The organism is Novosphingobium soli (genome assembly GCF_042432915.1).
GTDB lineage: Bacteria > Pseudomonadota > Alphaproteobacteria > Sphingomonadales > Sphingomonadaceae > Novosphingobium > Novosphingobium soli.
Genome location: NZ_JBHLWK010000006.1, coordinates 314,990 through 335,098, shown reverse-complemented (window position 1 = coordinate 335,098; position 20,109 = coordinate 314,990). Strand labels below are relative to the sequence as shown.

29 protein-coding genes are annotated in these 20,109 nt (G+C 63.1%); 26 read left to right on the top strand and 3 right to left on the bottom strand.

Annotated elements, in window-relative coordinates; genetic code table 11:
• Positions 1–79 precede the first annotated feature (79 nt).
• The 4 genes from ACFFJC_RS03540 to ACFFJC_RS03525 all read left to right on the top strand — a co-directional run bounded on the left by ACFFJC_RS03540 (position 80) and on the right by ACFFJC_RS03525 (position 3,894).
• A complete protein-coding gene (locus tag ACFFJC_RS03540) occupies positions 80–1,300 on the top strand; it encodes a hypothetical protein (RefSeq protein WP_379486099.1) in 1,221 nt (406 codons plus the stop codon).
• A gap of 275 nt (positions 1,301–1,575) precedes the next feature.
• On the top strand, positions 1,576–2,691 hold the full coding sequence (locus tag ACFFJC_RS03535; RefSeq protein WP_379486098.1) for a deazapurine DNA modification protein DpdA family protein: 1,116 nt from the start codon (positions 1,576–1,578) through the stop codon (positions 2,689–2,691).
• Between the two features lie 75 nt (positions 2,692–2,766).
• Positions 2,767–3,234 (top strand): hypothetical protein, encoded by a 468-nt coding sequence (locus tag ACFFJC_RS03530; RefSeq protein WP_379486097.1) that lies wholly within the window; start codon positions 2,767–2,769, stop codon positions 3,232–3,234.
• Positions 3,235–3,357: 123 nt separating this feature from the next.
• Positions 3,358–3,894 carry a hypothetical protein gene (locus ACFFJC_RS03525; RefSeq protein WP_379486096.1) on the top strand — a complete coding sequence of 179 codons (537 nt, stop codon included), beginning with the start codon at positions 3,358–3,360 and terminating at the stop codon, positions 3,892–3,894.
• 186 nt (positions 3,895–4,080) lie between these two features.
• Here ACFFJC_RS03525 and ACFFJC_RS03520 read toward each other — a convergent pair whose 3' ends face one another.
• Positions 4,081–4,335: a hypothetical protein gene (locus ACFFJC_RS03520; protein ID WP_379486095.1), complete on the bottom strand. Its 255-nt coding sequence runs from the start codon at positions 4,333–4,335 to the stop codon at positions 4,081–4,083.
• Positions 4,336–4,678: 343 nt separating this feature from the next.
• Here ACFFJC_RS03520 and ACFFJC_RS03515 point away from each other — a divergent pair, with 343 nt between their 5' ends.
• The 19 genes from ACFFJC_RS03515 (at position 4,679) to ACFFJC_RS03425 (ending at position 16,647) form a co-directional block, all read left to right on the top strand.
• Positions 4,679–5,140: a hypothetical protein gene (locus ACFFJC_RS03515; protein ID WP_379486094.1), complete on the top strand. Its 462-nt coding sequence runs from the start codon at positions 4,679–4,681 to the stop codon at positions 5,138–5,140.
• 41 nt (positions 5,141–5,181) lie between these two features.
• Positions 5,182–5,910: a hypothetical protein gene (locus tag ACFFJC_RS03510; RefSeq protein ID WP_379486093.1), complete on the top strand. Its 729-nt coding sequence runs from the start codon at positions 5,182–5,184 to the stop codon at positions 5,908–5,910.
• Between the two features lie 3 nt (positions 5,911–5,913).
• A complete protein-coding gene (locus ACFFJC_RS03505) occupies positions 5,914–6,162 on the top strand; it encodes a hypothetical protein (RefSeq protein WP_379486092.1) in 249 nt (82 codons plus the stop codon).
• 75 nt (positions 6,163–6,237) lie between these two features.
• Positions 6,238–6,717 (top strand): hypothetical protein, encoded by a 480-nt coding sequence (locus tag ACFFJC_RS03500; protein WP_379486091.1) that lies wholly within the window; start codon positions 6,238–6,240, stop codon positions 6,715–6,717.
• 141 nt (positions 6,718–6,858) lie between these two features.
• A complete protein-coding gene (locus ACFFJC_RS03495) occupies positions 6,859–7,215 on the top strand; it encodes a hypothetical protein (protein WP_379486090.1) in 357 nt (118 codons plus the stop codon).
• A 156-nt stretch (positions 7,216–7,371) separates the two neighbouring features.
• Positions 7,372–7,566: a hypothetical protein gene (locus ACFFJC_RS03490; RefSeq protein WP_379486089.1), complete on the top strand. Its 195-nt coding sequence runs from the start codon at positions 7,372–7,374 to the stop codon at positions 7,564–7,566.
• Positions 7,567–7,697: 131 nt separating this feature from the next.
• Positions 7,698–9,182: a DUF3560 domain-containing protein gene (locus ACFFJC_RS03485; RefSeq protein ID WP_379486088.1), complete on the top strand. Its 1,485-nt coding sequence runs from the start codon at positions 7,698–7,700 to the stop codon at positions 9,180–9,182.
• On the top strand, positions 9,179–9,697 hold the full coding sequence (locus tag ACFFJC_RS03480; RefSeq protein ID WP_379486087.1) for a hypothetical protein: 519 nt from the start codon (positions 9,179–9,181) through the stop codon (positions 9,695–9,697). The genes ACFFJC_RS03485 and ACFFJC_RS03480 overlap by 4 nt, the downstream gene beginning before the upstream one ends.
• Before the next feature lie 2 nt (positions 9,698–9,699).
• Positions 9,700–10,140, top strand: a complete 441-nt coding sequence (locus ACFFJC_RS03475) for a hypothetical protein (RefSeq protein ID WP_379486086.1) — start codon at positions 9,700–9,702, stop codon at positions 10,138–10,140.
• 150 nt (positions 10,141–10,290) lie between these two features.
• Entirely contained in the window at positions 10,291–11,988 is a 1,698-nt protein-coding gene (locus tag ACFFJC_RS03470; protein WP_379486085.1) for an ATP-binding protein, read from the top strand.
• A gap of 75 nt (positions 11,989–12,063) precedes the next feature.
• Positions 12,064–12,657: a DUF1419 domain-containing protein gene (locus ACFFJC_RS03465; protein WP_379486084.1), complete on the top strand. Its 594-nt coding sequence runs from the start codon at positions 12,064–12,066 to the stop codon at positions 12,655–12,657.
• A 122-nt stretch (positions 12,658–12,779) separates the two neighbouring features.
• Positions 12,780–13,322 (top strand): hypothetical protein, encoded by a 543-nt coding sequence (locus tag ACFFJC_RS03460; RefSeq protein ID WP_379486083.1) that lies wholly within the window; start codon positions 12,780–12,782, stop codon positions 13,320–13,322.
• Positions 13,319–13,684 (top strand): DUF6283 family protein, encoded by a 366-nt coding sequence (locus ACFFJC_RS03455; RefSeq protein WP_379486082.1) that lies wholly within the window; start codon positions 13,319–13,321, stop codon positions 13,682–13,684. The genes ACFFJC_RS03460 and ACFFJC_RS03455 overlap by 4 nt, the downstream gene beginning before the upstream one ends.
• A gap of 205 nt (positions 13,685–13,889) precedes the next feature.
• Positions 13,890–14,318, top strand: coding sequence for a hypothetical protein (locus ACFFJC_RS03450; protein ID WP_379486081.1), 429 nt, complete (start codon positions 13,890–13,892; stop codon positions 14,316–14,318).
• Between the two features lie 253 nt (positions 14,319–14,571).
• Positions 14,572–14,772, top strand: coding sequence for a hypothetical protein (locus tag ACFFJC_RS03445; protein ID WP_379486080.1), 201 nt, complete (start codon positions 14,572–14,574; stop codon positions 14,770–14,772).
• A gap of 31 nt (positions 14,773–14,803) precedes the next feature.
• Positions 14,804–14,998, top strand: a complete 195-nt coding sequence (locus tag ACFFJC_RS03440; RefSeq protein ID WP_379486079.1) for a hypothetical protein — start codon at positions 14,804–14,806, stop codon at positions 14,996–14,998.
• Positions 14,995–15,543, top strand: coding sequence for a hypothetical protein (locus ACFFJC_RS03435; protein ID WP_379486078.1), 549 nt, complete (start codon positions 14,995–14,997; stop codon positions 15,541–15,543). The genes ACFFJC_RS03440 and ACFFJC_RS03435 overlap by 4 nt, the downstream gene beginning before the upstream one ends.
• A 382-nt stretch (positions 15,544–15,925) precedes the next feature.
• Positions 15,926–16,195, top strand: a complete 270-nt coding sequence (locus ACFFJC_RS03430) for a type II toxin-antitoxin system Phd/YefM family antitoxin (protein WP_379486077.1) — start codon at positions 15,926–15,928, stop codon at positions 16,193–16,195.
• Positions 16,192–16,647 carry a type II toxin-antitoxin system VapC family toxin gene (locus ACFFJC_RS03425; protein WP_379486076.1) on the top strand — a complete coding sequence of 152 codons (456 nt, stop codon included), beginning with the start codon at positions 16,192–16,194 and terminating at the stop codon, positions 16,645–16,647. The genes ACFFJC_RS03430 and ACFFJC_RS03425 overlap by 4 nt, the downstream gene beginning before the upstream one ends.
• Before the next feature lie 24 nt (positions 16,648–16,671).
• Here the strand turns inward: ACFFJC_RS03425 and ACFFJC_RS03420 are convergent, their stop codons facing one another.
• Positions 16,672–16,821, bottom strand: coding sequence for a hypothetical protein (locus ACFFJC_RS03420; RefSeq protein ID WP_379486075.1), 150 nt, complete (start codon positions 16,819–16,821; stop codon positions 16,672–16,674).
• A gap of 296 nt (positions 16,822–17,117) precedes the next feature.
• Positions 17,118–17,513, bottom strand: a complete 396-nt coding sequence (locus ACFFJC_RS03415) for a hypothetical protein (RefSeq protein WP_379486074.1) — start codon at positions 17,511–17,513, stop codon at positions 17,118–17,120.
• Positions 17,514–17,578: 65 nt separating this feature from the next.
• Here ACFFJC_RS03415 and ACFFJC_RS03410 point away from each other — a divergent pair, with 65 nt between their 5' ends.
• The 3 genes from ACFFJC_RS03410 to ACFFJC_RS03400 all read left to right on the top strand — a co-directional run bounded on the left by ACFFJC_RS03410 (position 17,579) and on the right by ACFFJC_RS03400 (position 20,007).
• The gene (locus ACFFJC_RS03410) at positions 17,579–17,851 is read left to right on the top strand and encodes a DUF5818 domain-containing protein (RefSeq protein WP_379486073.1); all 273 of its coding nucleotides are present in this window, start codon (positions 17,579–17,581) and stop codon (positions 17,849–17,851) included.
• A gap of 576 nt (positions 17,852–18,427) precedes the next feature.
• Positions 18,428–18,901, top strand: a complete 474-nt coding sequence (locus tag ACFFJC_RS03405; RefSeq protein WP_379486072.1) for a DUF736 domain-containing protein — start codon at positions 18,428–18,430, stop codon at positions 18,899–18,901.
• 83 nt (positions 18,902–18,984) lie between these two features.
• Positions 18,985–20,007 (top strand): SLOG family protein, encoded by a 1,023-nt coding sequence (locus ACFFJC_RS03400; RefSeq protein ID WP_379486071.1) that lies wholly within the window; start codon positions 18,985–18,987, stop codon positions 20,005–20,007.
• Positions 20,008–20,109 lie beyond the last annotated feature (102 nt).

Sequence of the window (20,109 nt, the reverse complement as noted above, 5' to 3'; positions counted from 1 at the left end):
GGCCTGTTCAAATGGACCGCGGACCATCACGACCGCGGTTGCTCCAGGGCAGGCGCTTCTAGCACCGGAGTCCTTTCCCATGACCATCCCAAGATCCGCGCCATGGACGGCGCAGGAAATCGTTACGTTGCGTGCCTGTTATCCTGCCGAGGGACACAGCGTCGCGCAGCGGCTTCCGGGCCGAAGCGTCCATGCCTTGCAGGTCAAGGCTCACAAGCTCGGCCTGAAGACTGCCCATAGAAATCTCGCGCCGAGGCCGCGCCTTGGCGGTGAGAACCTCGACGAAGCCATCCGGCTGCGTGAGGTCGAGAAATGGTCGTTCAGCGCGATCGGCACGCACTTCGGTATCTGCGAAGCCAGCGCCTGCAACGCGGTGACGATCGCCCTTTGTGTCCGGCGCGGATACCGTCCGGCAGAGCGCGATCAGCATGGTCGCCTGACGGCTGAGGGTATCGAGCGACTGCGCTATGCCTTAAAGAAGGGTTACAAGGGCATCGAGATTCAGTTGCGTCTTGGCGTCTCGGCCGCCTGCGTTTCCGAGCAGCGCCGGCGGTATAATCGTGAGTTGCTCGCTCGCGGCAAGGTCGCGCTGCCCCCGCCGGGCGGCGGCGAGGCTTATAGCGGTGTCAAACTGTCGCCCGCAAAGCGCAGGCAGGTCGAGGAACTGTTCCTTCAGGGGCTCGGCACACAGAAGATCGCCGAGCGCACCGGCGTGTCGAAGACGAGCTGTACCAGGATCAGGGGCCGCCTTATCCGGCGTCTGCGTCGCAAAGGGGAAACGCTTCCTGGATGCGATAGCTGCGGGGTCCGTCATGTGCATGCTGAAAGCGCGCGTTTCGTAACCGATGAACAGAAAGACCTTCTGCGCGTGATGCTCCTCGATCGGGTGCCCGTCCAGCGAGCCGCGCGCGAACTCGCGATCGGCGCCTCGACGGCCTATCGGCTTCGTGACGACTTCGCCGCCGAACTGGCGGGCGAAGGCCGGGCCCTGCCGCCTCCAAGGCGTCCCGGCCGGGTTCGCCGCACGCCCATGCCCTATTCCTGCTGGCCTCCGGCTTCACCCCAGGAGATCTACGCGTTCCGGCGCCTCCTCGGCCGTATGGGGTTCGCCGAGGCGAAAGCACATTGGCAGGACATGCGGCGAGAGGAGGCGAGGATGGCACGAGAAGCCGTCGCGACGCGTAAGCTTACTTTCGAGGAGCAGCTTGCCAAGGTCGCGTCCGGCGAACTGCGAATCACACGCGGCTTCGTTCGCAACCATCTCGAGCCGCGGCTTCCCGTACAAGCCGTCGACGCGTGATCGCGCCCGGTGCCGGCGGGCTGGGGCCGCCGGTATCTCTTGGCATGATCGATCCCGCGATCGCGACCGGAGCACGATTGCCACGCAATTGCTCAATTTGACGCAGGCAATGACGATGATCCGCCGCCCACGGAAGGCGAAAGCGACGATGGCGCCCTGTTCCCGCCTGGGCAACCGCCGGTCGCCCAACTTCTGGCGGCGACGGCCTGACCGGAGAGGAGGGGGAGGGTTTGAGGCGGGCGTGCTGATGCGCCCGGACGGCAGGAACAGGCCTCATGCCCTACGACATACCCTCTCGCTTGCAGCAGCCGCACGTCGCCTTATCCCAGGCGGACCGATCATCGGCGCACTCTTCGAACGCTGCCTCTCGGTTGGCCGCGGGCATTCCCATCGAGATCATCGTCGGCCTTCCTGGCCTGTCGGAGGGACCATTGCTCGCCCGCGCGCGTGCGTTGCAGCTTCCCGTCCTCATCTCCGCGAATAGTCTGTCACGCTGGCGGCAACGTGACGGCGGGCGTGAATGGGCCGGTTGGCGGTTGAGGCAGCTCGCCAACGCCCACGGTCTCGCTTCGATCATGCTGGATTCCGCCGGATTCGTGCTTGCATCCCGATATCGCGGGCTCCCATGGACCGTCGAGGATTATGTCGAAGGGCTGGCGGCCGCCTACCCTTGGCGGCTTTGGGCAAGCCTCGATCATTGCGTCGAACCCGAAATCGCGCGCGACCGCGAGGAGGTGCTCGACCGGATCGCGCGCACCGTCCGCCTCAATATCGAATGCCACGCCCGCGCGATCGATGCCGGCATCGTCTCGAATTTCATGCCGGTTCTGCAAGGACGCCGGCCATCGGATTATTTGCGCTGCCTCGATGGCATCGCCCATATCCTGCGTCCGGGACAGACGATTGCGATCGGGTCGACATGTCGGCGCGCCGTGCACGGAGAGGATGGCCTTCTCGCCGTGTTCGAAACGCTCGACCGCCATCTCGATTCCACGCACCCGCTCCACGGTTTCGGCATCAAAGGCCCGGCCCTCAGTCATTTGCGCGCTTTCGACCATCGCACGATCACGGTCGACAGCAGCGCATTCTCCTATGCGGCGCGCATGTCCGCGCTGTTCGACGGACACGCCAAGACCAACCATTTCGTTGCCGACCACATGGAGCGCTGGACCGAACGACAATATGTCCGGCTCGCGCGTCCGCGAAGAGAGTTCCAGTCGTCTTTGCCGCTTCCGCCGCCCGCAGGACCCCATCTGGCAGGCTGGGAAGCCGCCATCGCCGCCGCGCGTGAGGAGATCCGAACGCTCGTGATGGAAGGCGATATCGCACATGATCAAATTACGGACGCCTGGATCGCCGAGTGGGCGGCCGATTTGATGGGGGCCGCTTGACCGGCCGCGGTCGCCGCGACCTGCCGTAGGAGAGAAGGAGGTGGTTGATGGTGAGTCAATAGGGAGACCATCGCCATGACCGCAGTTCACATGATCGCGCCCGACCACCGTCGGCACGCAGAGCCGATTTTCGTTTCCGGCTCGCTTTCCATCCGGCAACTTCCCCAAGTAGTGAGGGCTCACCTCGGCAAGATTGTCGACGACGGCTTTCCTGTGCTGGTCGGCGATGCCCCCGGCGTCGATACGGCCGTCCAGCTCTATCTTTCGGATTGGAACGTCGACGAGGTGACCGTGTTCTGCAGCGGATCAGCGCCCCGGAACAACATCGGAGGCTGGCCGGTCACGCGCGTAAAGTCCGATGCGCGTCCGGGCACACGCGACTGGCATGGCGCGAAAGACCGCGAAATGTCCCTTCTGGCAGGCGCCGGTCTCGTGATCTGGGATGGCATAAGCAAAGGCAGCTTCGCCAACATTCGGCGGCTGTGCGATCGCGGCTGTCCCGTCACCGTCTACTCCAGCCCACCGGCCGCTTCGTGCAACTGAGTACCCACGCCGAGCGAAATGCCTTCTTCTCCGGCTACCTGTCGGGCTGATGGGACTCCGATCAATAGAAGCCGACCACCTTCACCGCTGTCGCCTCGACACGGTCGACCAGGATTCAAACCCATGATCTTCTACACCGCCGTCGAACCCGGCACACTTCACACCAGGATAGTGGGAACCCAAGCGGATGCCCGCGCCATAAACCGGGAGTTCACCCAGATCGATATCCCGGTCGGGAAGCCGGAGCGGATGGCTTGGGCGAACGACATGCAGCGCCAGATCGATGAGCTGCGAGACGCTCTCGGCCGCGCCGCGGTTGATGAGCCGAATGGTAATAGCGCAGAGATCCTTGAACCCGCGCCGGTCCAGGCCCGGATAACCTCCAACGATGACAGACCGATGGAAACGGCCCCGATACTCGCCGGACCGCAAACGGAGATCATGGAGCTGGATGCGACGCGGCTCGCTCCGATCGCCGAGCAGGCGGTCGAGCGCGTCGGTGAATTGGGCGAAACCGCATTCGAGGCGATCGACGCCTTCCAAGCCGGCAACGGCGTTGGCGGGTCGTTCAGCCGCGGTGTCCATATCTTGTCAGTGCTATGCGCTGGCGAGCACCAATTGACCCGGATGCTGTTCCGGGCTCGCAAGAAGATCAACTGAACTTCGACGTCGGTGCTTCCGCGACCGACCAGCCGCCCTTTTCGAATGGCGACCGCCCGACTGGAGAGGAGGGGGAAGGATTGAGGCGGGCGTGTTGACGCGCCCTGGTCTCAGGAGCCTGTCCCCATGTCCTATGATGTTGCCTTTCGGTTTCAGCAGGCGCTCGATCCTGCTGCGCTGACCACCCTACCGACCGCCTTGCACGCGCTCAATGCCGCGATAGTGGACTGCCGCAATGCCGGGCAGCCCCACGAGAGCGATCCCGCCGTAATTTTGCTCGCACGCCATCTCGGCGCCATCGCCACGCAGATCGAGCCTCCCGATATCGAACTGCGGCGCGCCTGCATGGACGCCATCGCCGACCTTAAGCGCAAGCCCGCGCTCATCACGCTGGCCCACAAGGGAGTCGCCCATGACGAACGCGCGAAGAAGCTGTTTCACAGAGACGGGCGCAAGGCGCTGAAACGCCTCGCGGACGCTCTGAAGCTACCTCAAGGGCAATATGATTTGCGCTCCAACATGGCGGGGCCGGCCGTTTCAGGCGAGGTGACTCTTCACGGTGCCGAGGTCTACGTCCAGCTCAGTCTCGGCGGCATGGGACCCGGCCGCGAGGTGATGTTCCGCAAGGTTGCTGGTCGCAAGGACTATGTCGGCGAGCGTAATCATTTCGCATCGATCCTCGACCTGATGGCGCCCGACACGCTCGCAGCGCGCATCGCCGCGAACTGCATCTTTCCGACCCCGACAACACGCCCACCCGGCTTGTCGCCTGAGGATAATCATCATGGAAATCATCGTCACCCGTTCCCGCATCGCGGGAACGCTACCGCACTATGTCTATCGCGCGCTGGTCCCCGCCGACAAGGTATCGTCCGAGCGCCGGGCACTTGCCGGTACGGTTGCCGGTCCCACGATCGTCGGTCGTATCCCATGCGTCCGCATCGGCCCGCTGCTTGCGCCCGAGCGCTATTTCGAGATGGCCCATCACGAGCGAAGCGGGCTTGCCCCGCGCATAGGCGCGCTTGCTCGCCGGATCGAAACGCTGGTGATCCGAACCAGCTTTCCCGAGATGACCGCCGCTTCAACGCCGATCGTGTTCCAGCTCGATATCGATCCGGGCGATGCCTGCATCTGGACCGATATCGACGATCTGACCGCTGCGTTCGATCGTCTCGAACCCCGATCCGACCTTCTTACCGTCGCCGATCTTGGACTTCGCCAGGACGACGGCCGCCGCGCCGCCTGATCGCCGACCCTCATCCCATAAACTTACGTGGAGACTCCATCATGGACATTTTCGTCGTCACCGGAACACATTTCTCGCATCCCGGCAAAATCACCAGCTATAACGCCGACGAGCGTGTCGCGGACCTCGCCGCCACCGATCTGGTGAACCGGCTACGCGCCGATTTCGATCCCGCGACTCTGCCGCCGGTCAACGCGGACAATTGGCAGGCGGGTCTCGACGAAGTCATACGCCGTCATCTTGCCAGGCTGGGCTGCGACGTCCGCAAGATGAATGATGAGACGATAGCAGCTGCTTCGGATGTCGACGTGTGGGTCGAAAAGGTCGAAGCCCACGGGCTGTCGGCGCTCGCCGTCGACGATCGCGAACTGGCCACTGTCCTCGCCGCCTTGCGCGGACACCAGCGCCGGACCTGCCCGCCCGATCTTCTCGAGATCGCCACCGACGGCGGCCGCTATGTGCCGCTGACCGACGATGAGATCGATGGCCTTTGCGAACGGCTCAATTGCGGCCCGCTAACCCCGCAGGACGTCAATGTCGTGGTCGAACTCGATGGCGGTCTTGTCGAGGGAATCGTCGCCGACCGGCCGATCAAGGTGCGCGTCGTCGACTATGATGTCGAAGGCGCCGATCCGAATGGCCTCGTCATGGTCCCCCAGGACAAGGGCAATTCCATTCCGGCGGCCGCAAGCGGCTGGGGCGTCGACAGCGTTTGCGTCGATGCGGAGTGGATCACCCGGCTCGATGCCGCGATCGCGTCCGAGAACTGAACCGTGCCGCAGTTCCTTGTCGACGCGTCCTACCGCACGCGCGGCGGCAATATGGCGCGCTGGTCGACCTCGGTTTTGGCGGTGGACATGCGGTCTGCGCAACGAGAGGCGTACCAGGCGATCACCTCCCGGCACCGCGGCGCCACGAAAATCGACCTCAGGATCATGGCTGATCTGCTGTCATCAGGCCGGGATCACAGCCCGGCGGTCCCAGGCCGCCTCGCGACGACTTCCGTTCAGAACGGCCGCTGACACCACCGGCCTGTCCCCCTCACGAATGTCCAATCGCCTGCACGAGCCAGCGGCGCGAGCAACAGGAGAATTGTCATGACCGTTATCGGACACAATCACATTCGCAGGGTCGAGAACTTCGACGGCTATGAGGTTCTTGCCCATCCGCTTCCCAGCCGCGACGATCGCGTCTTCCATCGAGGCGAATCCGAGACCTCGCGCGTCTCGATCACCTACGCATCGCACGATGTGAAGATTGGGCGACCGACGGGTGTCGGAAGCAAGGGTCGATTGGCCATCCTCATGAGCCACGGCCGCGGCAACCATGTCCTTGAGTTCAACGAAAGCGCCCTGCCGATTGCCACCGCGCTCCTCACGCTTCCGGAACGCGAGCAATATGCTCTCGCCTATACGATCTTCGAGCAGGCCGATGAGTGCTCCGGTGGCGCACGCGCGGCCGAGGCGAAGCGATGGGCCGATGCGTTCGTCGATGGCCGTATCCGCAAGCGCCGCAGCGGTGGCAGGCGCTACGTTCATATCGAAACGCCGCATGAGAAGGCGCGTCGCCTTTCCTGATCGCGGCTCAGGTTCAGGTTTCCGCCGGGACGAATGATCGACTGCTCGATGCCAGGCGACCTCCCAGACTTTCAACACCAGCCAGGAGGATATGCCATGGATCGCCAAACTTCACGGGCGAGCATCTGCCAATTGCCCGTCATGACCAGCGCCGATGCCGAGAGCATCGGATTTGCCATCTTCAACCATGTCCCGACGCTGCCGATCGACATTCCGGACGGCGGCTTCACGGTGAGCGCGAAAACCAGCGAGGGGCTGCGCGTCACCCTCTATTTCGGCCCCTACCGGACAGGTGGACCGCCGCGCTGCATCGACATCCAGTACCACGATGCGGGGATGACTGTGCCCGATGGCGGCGGCTCGCCAGTGCCGGTGTTCGATATGCTGACGATCGCGGAGAAGGGCCGCCACACCTACGACAGCCGCAAATCTGACATATCCGAAAAGCCGTCGATCGCTGTCCTGCTGCTCGACAAGCCCGAAGCAGCGGCCCGCTGATCACGATGAAATTGGCTCGCATATCTCTCCCCGAAAAAACGGCCTGAGGCCGATCTTCCCGAAATTTCCGGTGCGAATGGTCGGATGCACCGGATCGTATCGCCCGCGCTGCGGGCTGTTCCCGACCGCCATCCCTCCAAAATCAGGAGCATTTGCATGAAAACGGACGATATCGACACCGCAACACCCGAGCAGCTTGCGCCGGTCCTCTACGCCACCCTCCAGCGTCTCGGTCAACTCGGCCGAACGGGGGCCGTCGCGCTCGCCGCGCTGGTCGATGAAGACGATTCCGATTTCGAGGAAGCTGCCTCGTGGGTCGGCGACATAGCCGCTGGAGACCTGCGCGAATAGTTCGCCGCCACCGACATTCCTACCCACTCACGAAGCCCGGCCTGCGCGCCGGGCTTCGTGATTCCGGGGACATGCAAATGCACCGATCTGCCCCGGCACATGATGCTGGCGGGCGCTTGAAAGGACCATCCATGACCAGATTCACCGCGACATACAGCCCGGAGGACAACAAGATCCGCCTCTACGCATCGTCCCGCCTCGATGCCGAGACCTACGCCCGTGTCAAGGAAGCGGGCTTCAAATGGGCTCCGAAACAGGAACTTTTCGTGGCGCCGAAATGGACGCCGCAGCGCGAAGACCTCGCCATCGAACTGGCCGGTGAGATCGAGCCCGAGGAAATGACGCTAGCCGAGCGCGCCGCCATCAAGGCCGAGCGGCTCGAAGGCCTTTCGCACAAGCGACATACCCAGGCCAATGCCTTTTCCCGGCGCGCCGATGAACTCTCGCAGGCCTTCTACATGGGGCAGCCCATTCTTGTCGGCCATCATAGCGAACGTCAGGCGCGTCGGACGCAGGAGCGCATGCATTCGGCATCAAGTGCCGCCGTGAACGCCGGAAAGGCCGCGACCTACTGGCTGGGTCGCGCCAGCGGCGTCGAGCATTTCGCCAACATGAAGAACAACCCGCGCACGCGGGCCAACCGGATCAAGACCCTGCTGGCCGAACTTCGAGATCTTCAGCGCGGCATCAACAGAGCCCATGCGGCACTGGCGATCTGGGAGGAGATCACGACCGACGAACAGATCCGCCACGCGCTCGGCAACATGGATTCTCGCATGATCTGGTCGAACTACGATCTCTACTACAAGGTCGATAGCGGCGAGGTCACGCCAGCCGATGCCCGGCAACTTTGTATCGAGGGCGCAATGCTGGCCGTCGACGGCCCCAACCGCCGCCGCTGGATCGAGCATATCCTGCACCGGCTCGCCTTCGAGCGTTCCATGCTGGGCGACGTGCCGCGTTATGACGGCGAGCTGACCCCGGTCATCATCCAAGCCTTCGCCCGCGAGCATGGCACCGAAAGCCCCAAATCCACCGTGATCGACGCCGAGCGCCTCCTGCTCGAAAGCCCGGTCCCGCTCCCGGCGCATATTGCATCGGATACCTCCCTCGAGCTGAGCGAGGACGACTGGCGCGACCTGATGCAGGCGTGCGGCTACACAGTGCCGGAGAAGAAGGCCCGCCGGGCCTCGGCCAAGCCGGACACCGCGCCGCTGATCAATCCATCGCGCGAACAGGCCGAGCAACTCCAGGCGATCTGGAACCTGCGCATGGTCGCGGCCTGCAAGGGCAAGCGCAGCACCGCCAAGCCCAACGAGGTCTACGCGACGACACAGGCCACTTATTCGGCCAATTCGAAGGGCGACTACGATCCGTTCAAGACCGTCGAGATCGCCGCCGACGGCCGCCGCGTGCGAATGGAATGGAAAGGACATGAGCGCGTGCGCTCCGGCGAACCTGTCGCCCGCATCCGCATCTCGGCGATCGGCGGTGAACTCTACAAGCCCGACGCGGTGGTGATCATCACCGACAAGCCGACCAAACCGCTGCCGATCGACCTCGACACCCTGGAAGCTGGCGCCCGACAAGCCGCGAACGAGGAGGCCGCAGCATGAAAGCCGGCGTCAATCAGCGGCCCGCACAGCCATCGCCTGAAGCGATCCCATCGCACAGCGATTTCGGAAAAGGCGAGATCGCCCCCGCTGCTGAAAACCAGAACGGCGCCATGCGGACGGACACTCTCGAGTCCGCGCTCGAAACCGCCACCTGCCTCTGGGAGGCGGTGCTGACATTGCGCGATCACCCCGCCACCGATCCTGACGCCATCGCCCTGGCGCTTGCCATCCGCGAAACCTGCAATGCCGTCGGCACCGCCGACCTGCGCTTGACCGTCGTGGGCTGGACGGGCGCCGTGGAGACGGCGTGGAGCGCGGTCGCCGACGGCTACGACCTGTGTTTCGACTGGGACTTCGTGCCGGGCTGGATCATCGAGCATATCGACTGGTCCGATCCCGCGCATCCCACGATCAGGCCAGAACCCCTGCGGCAACACACAGATTCGGCTGCGAACGCCGGACCTGTTGCCGCGCTACCGCCCAGTTTACGGCCGCCTGCCGACGAGGGGAACTGACCATGGGACGCTCGGTTTCTTACCCCAGCGAGGCGTATGTTGCGTTCTCTTTATGGGACGCGGGCTGGATCGAAGACGACGACGATCCCGACACCCGCCATTTCGACCAACTCGCGGCCCAGGACGATTGGGACTTCATCGTCGAGGATTTCCGCGAGCAAGTGCTCGCCCTCTATCCTTCGACGTGGACCGCGAACGGCTGGATCGGCCGCGAAGACCGTATTGTCGCCATGAACCGCTACGCCTGCTTCGGCATCTCGGAATATTGCGGCTGCATCGCATATTGGGTGGTCCTGCGCGACGACATCGATCCCGGTCAGGAAGGGTTGGGGCAACGCTGGGTCGATCGGATCGCGGTCGGTTTCAAGAAGCGGTTCGCGACCCTCGTCCGCGTGGGCGTGTTCTCCAACGGCGAGGCAATTTTCGAACGGGTTGCCGCCTAACTGCGCCGCTGACCGATCGCGTCCTTCGTAACATCTGACGACGGCATGATCCTGCCGAGCGGTCACCTCTCGGCGGCGCGGCCCGGCCGTGGAACGAAGGGAGAGTGATGGGGGTGCGGCGATGAGGTCGCGGCAACCCAGGAGGCTCACATGACATTTCCCACCACTATCCACGCCACCGTCGGCCAGTCGATGATCCACAAGGCTACGCGCCTTTTTGCCGGATGTGTGGCCGACGCTCTCCACGAGATTCTCCAGAATGCCCGCAGAGGCGGTGCCAGCCGTGTCGACATCTGCCGGCTCGACCAGGATCAGGGCACGATCCTGCGCATCCGCGACGATGGCAGAGGCATTGCCGATCCGGCCAAGCTTCTCGCGCTCGGCGATTCGGACTGGGAAAGCGACATTGCCCGCAGCGAGGATCCCGCGGGCATGGGTGTCTTCAGCCTTGCCGGTCGCCATGTCGTCATCCGTTCGCGCACCGCCGACGCCGAGGACGGATGGCAAGTGACGATCCCGCCGCAGGCGTGGGAGAGCGGGGAGCCACTCGATCTTGTCCCGGCAATCGTCGCGAAGGGAACCGAAATCGAGATCGATTTGCCCAAGGCGTGGGCGGACGAGCTGGGACAAGCCGTCAAAAATGCCGCGCGGTTCTATCCGCTTCCGGTCTTTTATGGCGATGAGCGGCAGGCCCATGAAGGCTTTCTGAAAGAGGCCGTGCGCGTCGAAAACTGGAACGGGTGCCGCATTGGCATCTTTCTCGACAAGCACGCTCCCCATCGCGAGCAGGCCCGGATCAACTTCCATGGCCTCACCGTGCCGTGCCGCCTGCCCCATGTCCATGACGCCGATGGCGGTCGGGGCTGGTATGCCAAGGTCGACATCGTCGACGCGCCAAAGTTGCAGTTTGTGCTTCCTGCACGCAAGGAAATGGTCCAGAATTCGGCGCTCGACGCCCTGCGCGAAGCCTGCGAAGCCGCGATTTTCCGCACCATCGCCCGTGAAGGCCATCATCGGCTTTCCTACGCCCATTGGCTGCGCGCGCGCGAGCTCGGCGTCTCGCTGCCCGAGGCGGCGCCCGTCCTGCATCTCTGGACACCCCGCATCGCCGAGACGAACGACATCTTTCCGGGTGAGCGGATCGCGGGGGAACCGATGGTCATCATGCCCACGCAATCTGCGAACATCGAGCAGTGCGTCGACCGCGCGCTGAAATCCGGCGATGGTCTCGGCGGCTCGCCGGTTCGCGCGATGCCCGAATTTGCTGGATATGGCTGGTACAATGCGCTTCCTCGTGTCCTGGGGCTGTCCTTTCAGGTCGAGACGGACGACGAGACCTTCCACTATGACGAAGGTGCATCGGTTCCCGAGGACCTCAGCTCCGGTCGCGTCGGCACGATCAAGCTTGAGCTCGCAGTGCGGGTCACCGCCGATTCCGAGGAACCCGCAGATATCCTCGCACTCCCTGCCGATATGCTGATCGTCCCGACAGACTGTTGCAGCGACCTCGACGACGTCGCCATCCTGCTCGGCACCGACTGCGCGATCACGCCCAACGAACTCGCCTCGCTGCTCGAAGCCTCCTGCTTCTGGCCCAATGAGGATTGCGATGCCGACAGCCACTATACCCAACAGGCAGCATTCGAGATGCAGGCCCGCTTCGCCGCGAACATGCTGCTGCTCGGCGAGGATGCAGCGGTCCTCGAGCGGGTCCGCGAAGCGATGCGCCAGCATGTCACCTGGCTGATCCCCAAGGATCGCGCGATCAGCATGCACGCGCTCAACCATCTGGTCGAGGCCGTCTTCGCGGACAATGACGACGCGTCTTCGATGGAGGCCTCCGAGTAGCCAACCTTTCCCCTCGCGCATGTCCGGCGTGCCGTTTCGCGCGGCGCGTCGGGCCACGTCCACAGGAACCGTGCCATGACCCAGAAGCCGCCCTTCACGAAAATCTTCGATGGCGTTGCGACACGCAAGCAGATGTTCGAGCTGTTCAACCGGATCCCCGACTGTCCGTTCGAGGATCGAATCTCCGGCAAAGCCTACGAAAATACGTGGTTCGAGGTGGATCGCGAAGGCTATGAAACCATGCTTGAGGTGCTGCCGCCGCTCTTCATGCGCGCCGGGATGTTCGCCCTGTCCGAGCTCAAGGCCGGCTTCGTCGGCTCGGTTTTCTTCGACATCATGATCGACGGACGCAGCCGCTGGTTCACCGGATATTGCAACCTCGGCGATCGCAGCAGCCCCGACGCGATGCGGGCGGCGATCATCGCGCATGAGAAGGCGGCCGTGGCCAACTTGTCGCGTGACGACGCCCTCGATTTGATCTGGGAGCGCACGCACGCTGATTTTCGCGGTCTCGCCGGAGAGTTCGATCCTGATGCCTGGCCCGCCGAGCATCACGGCAAGCGGGCTATCCTCGTCTATGAACCGGGCGTCGGCACGGTCCAAAAGCTTCTCGAAAATCTGACCGACGCCGAGATCGCCGACCGGCTGCCCCACGGGCCGACGATCTAGCCTGTCCGCGAGGCTTTCCGCTCCGCCAGCGCCAACCCACCGATCCCGATGACCCGATCGGTGACCGAACGAGCTTCACTTGGTCGAGCCAAATCCCGTCATTTCCATCAAGGAGCCGAAACATGGCCAACAATTTCCTGCAAACGGCGTTCGCCATTCCGGTGACGCCGGAAGAAGCCACGCTGCTCGAAGAATGCTTTGCCGTTGCTGCGGAACTGTCCAGCGATTTCGCAGAGCTTCCGATCGACGGCATGCAGACGGTGAAAGCCTACTACGCATCCCGCAGCGGCGCTTTCAAAATCACCTTCCCGAAAAAACCGGAAGAGGAAGACCCTTTCGCCGGCTTCTTCGATCTCTGGTCCGATCCCGGCTTTCTCGGCTTTGACGCTGACCTCAGTATTCGGGGCGATCGGGAGGGCAAGGCACAGTTCGCATTCATCAGCGGTCATGATGTCGACGTTCCGTCAATCGCCTCGCTGATCCAGAAGGTCTGCAGATCCGCGTTGCCTTTCGGTTTTCAGTGGGCGGAAGGCAATGAGGAGGACGACGGCTTCCGCTCCTTTGCGGGCGGATATTATGTCATATCCGACACCGGGATATTCGGCGGCCCGACCCGCTGGCTCATGAATGAAACGCTGCAAACCTTGCGGGCAGGTGCGACGTGAAGCCCCTGCTCAAACGGCCGTGCAACGAGTGCCCCTGGCGCCGCGATCATCCTGCCGGTTGGCTTGGCGGCTATCGGCCGGAAGACTTCACGCAGCAAATTCAGTTCGATGGGCCGCCGCTGCCGTGCCACAAGACCATACCGGGCGACGGCACCGATGCCCGCGCGATGTGCGCAGGCGCGCTCATATTCATGCGAAATAGCTGCAAAGGTGCGCACCATCCCGACTATGGCGATGCGCTCGACACGATCGAGCCCGACACGGAAACGGTGTTCGAGTGGTCGCACGAGTTCCTCGATCACCACAACAACCCGGAGAAATGGCTGGAGCGCGTTCGAGTCAGGATGGCCGAGCGGCGATGACCGGCTCGGTAAGGCAAAAGGCTCGCTCGCCCTGATGACCTGAAGGGACGGTGGCGGGAATTTGTTGCGGTGAGGGGTTCCCGCAGCGTTCGTGAATAATGGCGACACCCTCGCGGACAAGTCCGCTGAAGTCTTTCCCTCCCTCACATGACCGAGCCGGTGCCTCTCGCGCACGGCCCGACCTTGCCATTTAAGGAAGCATCAGATGCACGACGATCAATTTGACGCGCTGGTCGACGACGCGACCCATGCCGTCAACAACCTCATTCCCGACCGGCTGCTGGACGGCCTGGGCAATACCGGAAGGTCGAACCTGCTTTTCCAGATCAACGACGCGCTGACACCGATCCTTCGCGAGGTGGTCGACACCGCCGGAGACGACAGCGACAATTCGACCCGCGCAAACACGATCGCCGGGCTTCTGTCCGAGCTTCTGGAGGCACATGCGGTAAAATGCGACGATGGCGGCGCTCGCGAGGACGGCCATCCGCCGCATGTGATTTCGGAAGTCCACGGCACCAGCGCCAATATCGACAGCATCGCCAGCTGCGACATCGAAACGGGGACGCAAATCTACCTCGTGCTGGACGATGGCGCGGCGTTCCGCATCACCGTGGAAGCGGTGTCCTCATGATTGAAATGCACATGGCGCTGATCGCGCTTCGGCGAATAGCGCTCACTTCCACCCAAAGCGAACTCGATGTCGCCAGGATGGACGTGGCCGATCTTCTCGACCAGGCCGGTTAGCGCAAATCGGCTCGCACCGTCATCGACAGCATCGGTCGCCCGGTCTCCTCCGGCGCTCGGGACATCCCATCACCATAGGACCTGATCCGGCGTCGGCCTTGCCCGCCCGGCGGGCCGCTAAGCTTCCTCACCGCAAACACATGGAGGATATCATGGTGCAACTGTCGCCGCTCAGATCGCGTCTATGCGATTTCGACCATGCATATTCGCTGGCGATCCGCATACGCGAGGCCACCGGACGCCATCAGTTCGTCCTGCGCACGGGCGATCCCATTCAGCCGTTCCGTGTAACGGAGACGCGTCCGGCAAAAGACGAAGGTCTGGTCCTGCACGTTGCCTGATCTCGATTCCCATCGTCACGGAGCCAAACCAATGGACGCTGCTGCTCAATATCCCATCGAGCCGGGTATGTGGATCAGGACCGAAGAGGACGAGAAGCTCTTCTTCCTGCGATACTCATCGACCGGCCATTGGGGCTTCTTTTCAGAGGACCGTCACCACACCGCACGGGAATACAAGCTCCCGCTCGCGGGCCTGAAACCCTGGCACGAGGAGCGTCGGACATGAAAACGCATCCGATGGTGAGTGGCCTTCGCGTCACGTTGACGACGACGGAATTACAAGCCTTGATCAAACTGGCGCAATTTGCCGTCAATCAACTTCCTGCCGCTCGCCACTACTACATTCTGCCCCAGCGGCAGGTCGATCTGGTGGCAGACGTGCTCAAGAGCCTCGAACTCGGCCTGGCATCGGTCCAGTTCAAACAGGCGGAGGCCAAGGCGAGACGCGAGGCACCCAAGCGAGAAGCCGAGCGTCGCGCCGCGCGCGAGCATCACGACCTGATCGACGGCTATACCGTTTGCGGAACGCTGGGTGACTGGGCCGATCTCTCCGACGATCCCGACCAACGCCGCTGGGCCGACATGTTCATGCCTGGGACCGAACCAAGGGAGCAGGGCGAGATTCGCCATAACGTCTGGCGGATATTCATCAGCAAGGGCAAGGCGGCGTCGGACGACTTCACGGTCTTTCCGGGTGACTGCACGGAGACCGCCGACCGCCGGGAAATCGAGGGACTCGCGCGCCGGATCATCGCCAAACATCAAAAATGACAGTCCTGCGCCAGCAACTCCCGGCAAAATATCGGCGCATGGCCTATCTGGCAGGTTCGAGCCGTGCCTCTCCGCGCACGCGCGCCTTCCACAACGCCAAGGATCGTGAGATGGCCGCGTCTCGCGGGCACAGGCATCGTCGTATGAGACGGGCTCGGTCAGGGCAGCCGCGCCAACATCCGGCGCCTCTGCTGGCGCGGACGCCATGTCCTCGTGTATCTTCGCCCCCAGGATCGCTTCGTCACCTTGGCCGCCGATGCGAAACGAATGGCGTTTCTGACGTCTAGCCGCTTTTGCTGACATCGTCGGCCATCTGTCTGTGGACTTTCCAATATGGTCATTCTATATGACCAGTCAGGAAACTTGACCAGAAAGGCGCCTCATGCGTGCTGAAACATACGGTGCAGCCGATTTCAAGACCAACTGCCTGGCGATCCTGGACCGCCTGGCGCGCCGTGATCTCGATCAGGTGACGATCACCAAGCGTGGCCGAACCGTTGCAGTGCTGACGCCGCCGCCCAGTTCGGCCGAGGCGGTCGAAACGCTGCATGGCTTCATGCGCGGCTCCGTTGCGGTTCCCGAAGGGGTGGATCTGCTTGCGCCCATTCTCGACGAGCCGCTGAGCGCCAGCGACGGCAAACTGCACCAGTGACGAAGCGGAAGAAGGCCGGGCCGGCGCCCAGCGCCGTGCTGCTGGATACGTGCGCGGTCATCTGGCTCGCCAACGGCGATCCGATGCCCGCAGATGCTCTGGCAGCGATCTCGCATGCGGCGCTCTCGGACGGCGTATTCGTCTCTCCCGCGTCCGCGTGGGAGGTCGGATTGCTGAGCCGCGTCCGCGGCGACAAGCAGCCTTCCGTCTCTTTCCTTCCCGACCCTCAGAGCTGGTTCGCTCGCTTCATAGCCGGGCCTGGGATCAAGGAAGCACCGCTTCTTCCCGAGATCGCCATCGCATCGTCGCATCTGCCCGAGCCGCTGCACGGCGATCCCGCCGACAGGTTCATCATCGCGACCGCGCGGCATCATCAGATCCCGATCGTTACGCGCGACGGCAAGATCATCGACTATGCCGCCCTGGGACATGTGAACGTCATAGCCTGCTGAACACCACGGCTGATAGATATATACTCAGTTCCCTTCGAGCAGCCGCTCCCGCGCGAGATCGAGCGCGTGCGACAGGCGCATCGCCACCACCTGGTCCTTGGGATCGACGAGGCATTCAAGAGCCGCCTCCATGTGCTTGATGGCGCTTTCCAGCCCAGGCTCTTCGTCCGTCATGATTTGTTTCTCCGCCAAACCGCGCTCAGTCGGCGGGCACCCTCCACAAGGAGGATGCCGGCCCCTGAGCCGGACGGTCGAAACGCGACGATAGACGCGCGCCTGCATCTTTAGCGCGGACGCCTGGACATACATACAGGCGATCCGGCCGCAAAAGCCTTGCAGCCAACTCTATCGTTCGGAGTTTCGACGCTCCGGCCCGCCACCGGCGGACGCACACCCTCTAGACCGATTGAGCCGGAGTTGCCAATCGGTTCCTGCAATGCAGCAGAAGTCGTATGATCAGATGTGCAGGTTCAGCGCGTCGATAGTCGGGCCGCTTCAACCGGGCGATACATGTCCGCCCGGCCGCGCATCAGAGCGGTGAGCCAAACCAGGTCGCTCGCGGCATCGGCCAGCGGCAGGGTCGCTACCTTGTCGAACAGGTGACGCTGATAGGAAGATCCGCGATCGAGGATGTCGGACAGGCGCTCGCGCGCGGGGCTTTCCGGATCGGTGATTTCCGCATTGGCTTCGCGGGCCGCCTCGAGGAAAGCTTCGGCCAGTTCTTGCGCCTCATAGTAGCCGGAATCCAGACCTTCCCCGAGAGCAAGAGCGGCGAGTTCGCTACGCGCCCCGGCAAGATCGGGGTCGTTGACCGCGTCGATGATCGGCATATTGAAATCAAACGTGGCGAGATAGTCCGCGATCATGGGAGTGGTCCTTTCACCCATCTACTAGAACATAGAACGAACACGAGCAAGCCTCAAGCCACTTCATGGGAAAGGACCATCGTCATGCTTTCTTCCTCCGCAAGGGCCGCCAACATCGGCCATCAGCCCGCGCCGTGACTATGGCAGCGGTGCCCCTGCGCCTCCATGGGCGTTTGCGCCGCAACGCGCGCGGGTTCCTCCTCGAAATGGACGACGGCCACGTCTGGCGGCTCAGGGGCGCGCAGGATTTCCCGCCGCTCCTCGACACGGAGGTTATCGTCGAGGCACGCAAGGCCAGCAGTAGCCTCCTCGACGTTCTCTGGATGGGACCGGCGTAGCGATTCCGAGCGGGAGGCTCCGCGCTTTTCCCCAAGCGTCGCGCTGGCGGCACCGTCGCTGCGAACCTCGGCGAGGACGCCTCGGCCCGCAATCACCCTCGGAGCAGGTCTGTCATCACATCCTGCGCCGCCCTCGCAGGATCTCGGCGTGCCAGGGCTGGTCCGGGCAAGCAAGGGCTGCCTCCGCCCAAGCTCCGGTAGAAGAAAATGGGCCTGCCGACGGGATTGCCTGTCCCAAAGGTGTCGACAGGCCCATTTTCTTCAACCTCCACTAGGGCGCAGCGCGACGTCCCTTGCTTGCCCGGACCAGCCCTGACCCTTGAGCCCCGGCGAAGGCGGCTCCGGATGCGATGACAGACAGGCACCCGCTTCTCCTCCGGTGATCAGGAAGGAATGGCTTCGCCATGCTTTTCTTTATTCGGGCCGCTACCGCGGCCGTTTTCTTGGCTCAGGCTCACCAGATACGATGACATTTCTGTCAATAAAACAATGACATATACTCAATGGAGGGGAGGGAATATAAGTATAGGTGCCGATGGGGATTGGCCCCGGAAGCACTTACTAGGAGTAAAGGCAATGAATATCGGTGAGTTTAACTTGAAGAAGGGCCGCGTCGTCGGTTGGATTGCTACCCGCACGATCGACCTGCCCAAGCTGGCCTTGCGTCCGGTCGAAAGCGAAAACGAACTGGCCCCGGCCTTCGAGATCATCGCCCCGAATGTCGGCGGTCGCGTCGTGCAGGTCGGCGCGCTCTGGGAAGCCGTCGCAAAGCGGACCGGCGAAGTTTTCTACCAAGGCAACGTGGACGATCCGTCCATGCCCGAAGCACTCCCCATCGCGCTTTTCGGCTCGATTGAGGAAGGTTTCCGCGTGGCATGGCGCAGGCAGGAACGCGACGATTTCGGCCCTGCCGTCCGCACGACCCGCGACAATCCGCCTTCCGGCAATCGCGGCGATGACTACGGCTTCGGGGACAGCACCGCCAATGAAAACGGCGAACTGTCCAGCCAAGGCGCCGCCGCCGATCTGGACGATGAAGTCCAGTTCTAGGCGCTAGGCCGAGACGGGCCGGGGGAGCGCAGCAACGCTTCCCCGGACCCTGACCGATCATCCTGCCATCAGGAGTCAGACCCATGACCAAGAAGTCAGCTAAGAAGGCCGTTAGCACATTTGCCGACTTGCCGGAACTTATCGCAGAGGAAACCGCAACCCCCGAATTTGAAGCGTCGTTCGGAGACCCGATGCCGCTTTCGATCATCGAGCACGGCGACGAACCGGGCGAACATGACATGCCCGAACCGTTCGCCGCGCAGAAGGTTTGCGGCGAGCTTATGACCTCGCTTTTCCTGCTACTGGAAGACACGCGGCTTTCCCCGCTTGCCCCTGACATTGCATGGGGCATCGTCAATTCCTTCCACTTTGTCGCCGGCACGCTGCAACGGCGCGAGGATGGATTGGCCGACAAGATTCGCGAGATGACGCGGCGCATGGAACCGGGTGAGGTATTCAACAAGGAACTGGAGGATTTGCAGCTTCAATGCCAATCCGTCATTGAGCAGCGCGAAGCCGTCGAGACCATGCGGGACTATGCCGCCGCCATGTATCGCACTTGCTGGCGTCGCGCATGGGGACCGAGCAAGGGCAGCAAGGCGTCATCCGTCACCACCGCAAGCTATATCAGCGCGGTTGATTTCCTGCGGGAACGTGCCCTTGCCAAGCGCGAGAAATACCAGCCCGACGGCCTAGTCGTCGTTTCTTCCGGTCCCGCTATCTGGGACGACTGGCAACCGATCTGGACCACGATGAGCGCGATCAAGCAGCGCACGCCGCGAATGGTTGTCGTCACCACGGGACAGCGCACGGGATGGGATGCCATCGTTGCGGCATGGTGCGCGCGTGAAGGCGTGCCCTTGGTCGCCTATGCTCTCAGCGGACGGGGCAAGGCAGCGTTTGCCCGCAATCGCAAGATTGGCGAACTCGACATTTCCGAAGCCGTGCTAGGCGAAGGATCGGGCATTCAGGCGAACCTCTATCAGATGCTCCGCAAGAAAGGCGTTCCTATCCACGCCTTCCGCAAGCCCGCCGATGCCCCCAAGCCGCGCAAGCCGGAGGCATCCGACGCCTATTCCTTCAGGCGAGCGCGGCGCTACGGCTGACACGACACGGCGCGGCGCTTCCCCCAAGCGTCGCGCCCCACATCGCAGCACCCCGCCAAGGCTGGCGCGCTTTCCAGCGCGCTGGCCCTTTTTCGTGCCCCC

Excerpts from the sequence above, each read along its gene's own strand:
- ACFFJC_RS03540 (WP_379486099.1), top strand. The coding sequence starts at position 80 with ATGACCATCCCAAGATCCGCGCCATGGACGGCGCAGGAAATCGTTACG.
- ACFFJC_RS03535 (WP_379486098.1), top strand. The coding sequence starts at position 1,576 with ATGCCCTACGACATACCCTCTCGCTTGCAGCAGCCGCACGTCGCCTTA.
- ACFFJC_RS03530 (WP_379486097.1), top strand. The coding sequence starts at position 2,767 with ATGACCGCAGTTCACATGATCGCGCCCGACCACCGTCGGCACGCAGAG.
- ACFFJC_RS03525 (WP_379486096.1), top strand. The coding sequence starts at position 3,358 with ATGATCTTCTACACCGCCGTCGAACCCGGCACACTTCACACCAGGATA.
- ACFFJC_RS03515 (WP_379486094.1), top strand. The coding sequence starts at position 4,679 with ATGGAAATCATCGTCACCCGTTCCCGCATCGCGGGAACGCTACCGCAC.
- ACFFJC_RS03510 (WP_379486093.1), top strand. The coding sequence starts at position 5,182 with ATGGACATTTTCGTCGTCACCGGAACACATTTCTCGCATCCCGGCAAA.
- ACFFJC_RS03500 (WP_379486091.1), top strand. The coding sequence starts at position 6,238 with ATGACCGTTATCGGACACAATCACATTCGCAGGGTCGAGAACTTCGAC.
- ACFFJC_RS03495 (WP_379486090.1), top strand. The coding sequence starts at position 6,859 with ATGACCAGCGCCGATGCCGAGAGCATCGGATTTGCCATCTTCAACCAT.
- ACFFJC_RS03490 (WP_379486089.1), top strand. The coding sequence starts at position 7,372 with ATGAAAACGGACGATATCGACACCGCAACACCCGAGCAGCTTGCGCCG.
- ACFFJC_RS03485 (WP_379486088.1), top strand. The coding sequence starts at position 7,698 with ATGACCAGATTCACCGCGACATACAGCCCGGAGGACAACAAGATCCGC.
- ACFFJC_RS03480 (WP_379486087.1), top strand. The coding sequence starts at position 9,179 with ATGAAAGCCGGCGTCAATCAGCGGCCCGCACAGCCATCGCCTGAAGCG.
- ACFFJC_RS03475 (WP_379486086.1), top strand. The coding sequence starts at position 9,700 with ATGGGACGCTCGGTTTCTTACCCCAGCGAGGCGTATGTTGCGTTCTCT.
- ACFFJC_RS03470 (WP_379486085.1), top strand. The coding sequence starts at position 10,291 with ATGACATTTCCCACCACTATCCACGCCACCGTCGGCCAGTCGATGATC.
- ACFFJC_RS03465 (WP_379486084.1), top strand. The coding sequence starts at position 12,064 with ATGACCCAGAAGCCGCCCTTCACGAAAATCTTCGATGGCGTTGCGACA.
- ACFFJC_RS03460 (WP_379486083.1), top strand. The coding sequence starts at position 12,780 with ATGGCCAACAATTTCCTGCAAACGGCGTTCGCCATTCCGGTGACGCCG.
- ACFFJC_RS03450 (WP_379486081.1), top strand. The coding sequence starts at position 13,890 with ATGCACGACGATCAATTTGACGCGCTGGTCGACGACGCGACCCATGCC.
- ACFFJC_RS03445 (WP_379486080.1), top strand. The coding sequence starts at position 14,572 with ATGGAGGATATCATGGTGCAACTGTCGCCGCTCAGATCGCGTCTATGC.
- ACFFJC_RS03440 (WP_379486079.1), top strand. The coding sequence starts at position 14,804 with ATGGACGCTGCTGCTCAATATCCCATCGAGCCGGGTATGTGGATCAGG.
- ACFFJC_RS03435 (WP_379486078.1), top strand. The coding sequence starts at position 14,995 with ATGAAAACGCATCCGATGGTGAGTGGCCTTCGCGTCACGTTGACGACG.
- ACFFJC_RS03430 (WP_379486077.1), top strand. The coding sequence starts at position 15,926 with ATGCGTGCTGAAACATACGGTGCAGCCGATTTCAAGACCAACTGCCTG.
- ACFFJC_RS03420 (WP_379486075.1), bottom strand. The coding sequence starts at position 16,821 with ATGACGGACGAAGAGCCTGGGCTGGAAAGCGCCATCAAGCACATGGAG.
- ACFFJC_RS03415 (WP_379486074.1), bottom strand. The coding sequence starts at position 17,513 with ATGATCGCGGACTATCTCGCCACGTTTGATTTCAATATGCCGATCATC.
- ACFFJC_RS03410 (WP_379486073.1), top strand. The coding sequence starts at position 17,579 with ATGGGAAAGGACCATCGTCATGCTTTCTTCCTCCGCAAGGGCCGCCAA.
- ACFFJC_RS03405 (WP_379486072.1), top strand. The coding sequence starts at position 18,428 with ATGAATATCGGTGAGTTTAACTTGAAGAAGGGCCGCGTCGTCGGTTGG.
- ACFFJC_RS03400 (WP_379486071.1), top strand. The coding sequence starts at position 18,985 with ATGACCAAGAAGTCAGCTAAGAAGGCCGTTAGCACATTTGCCGACTTG.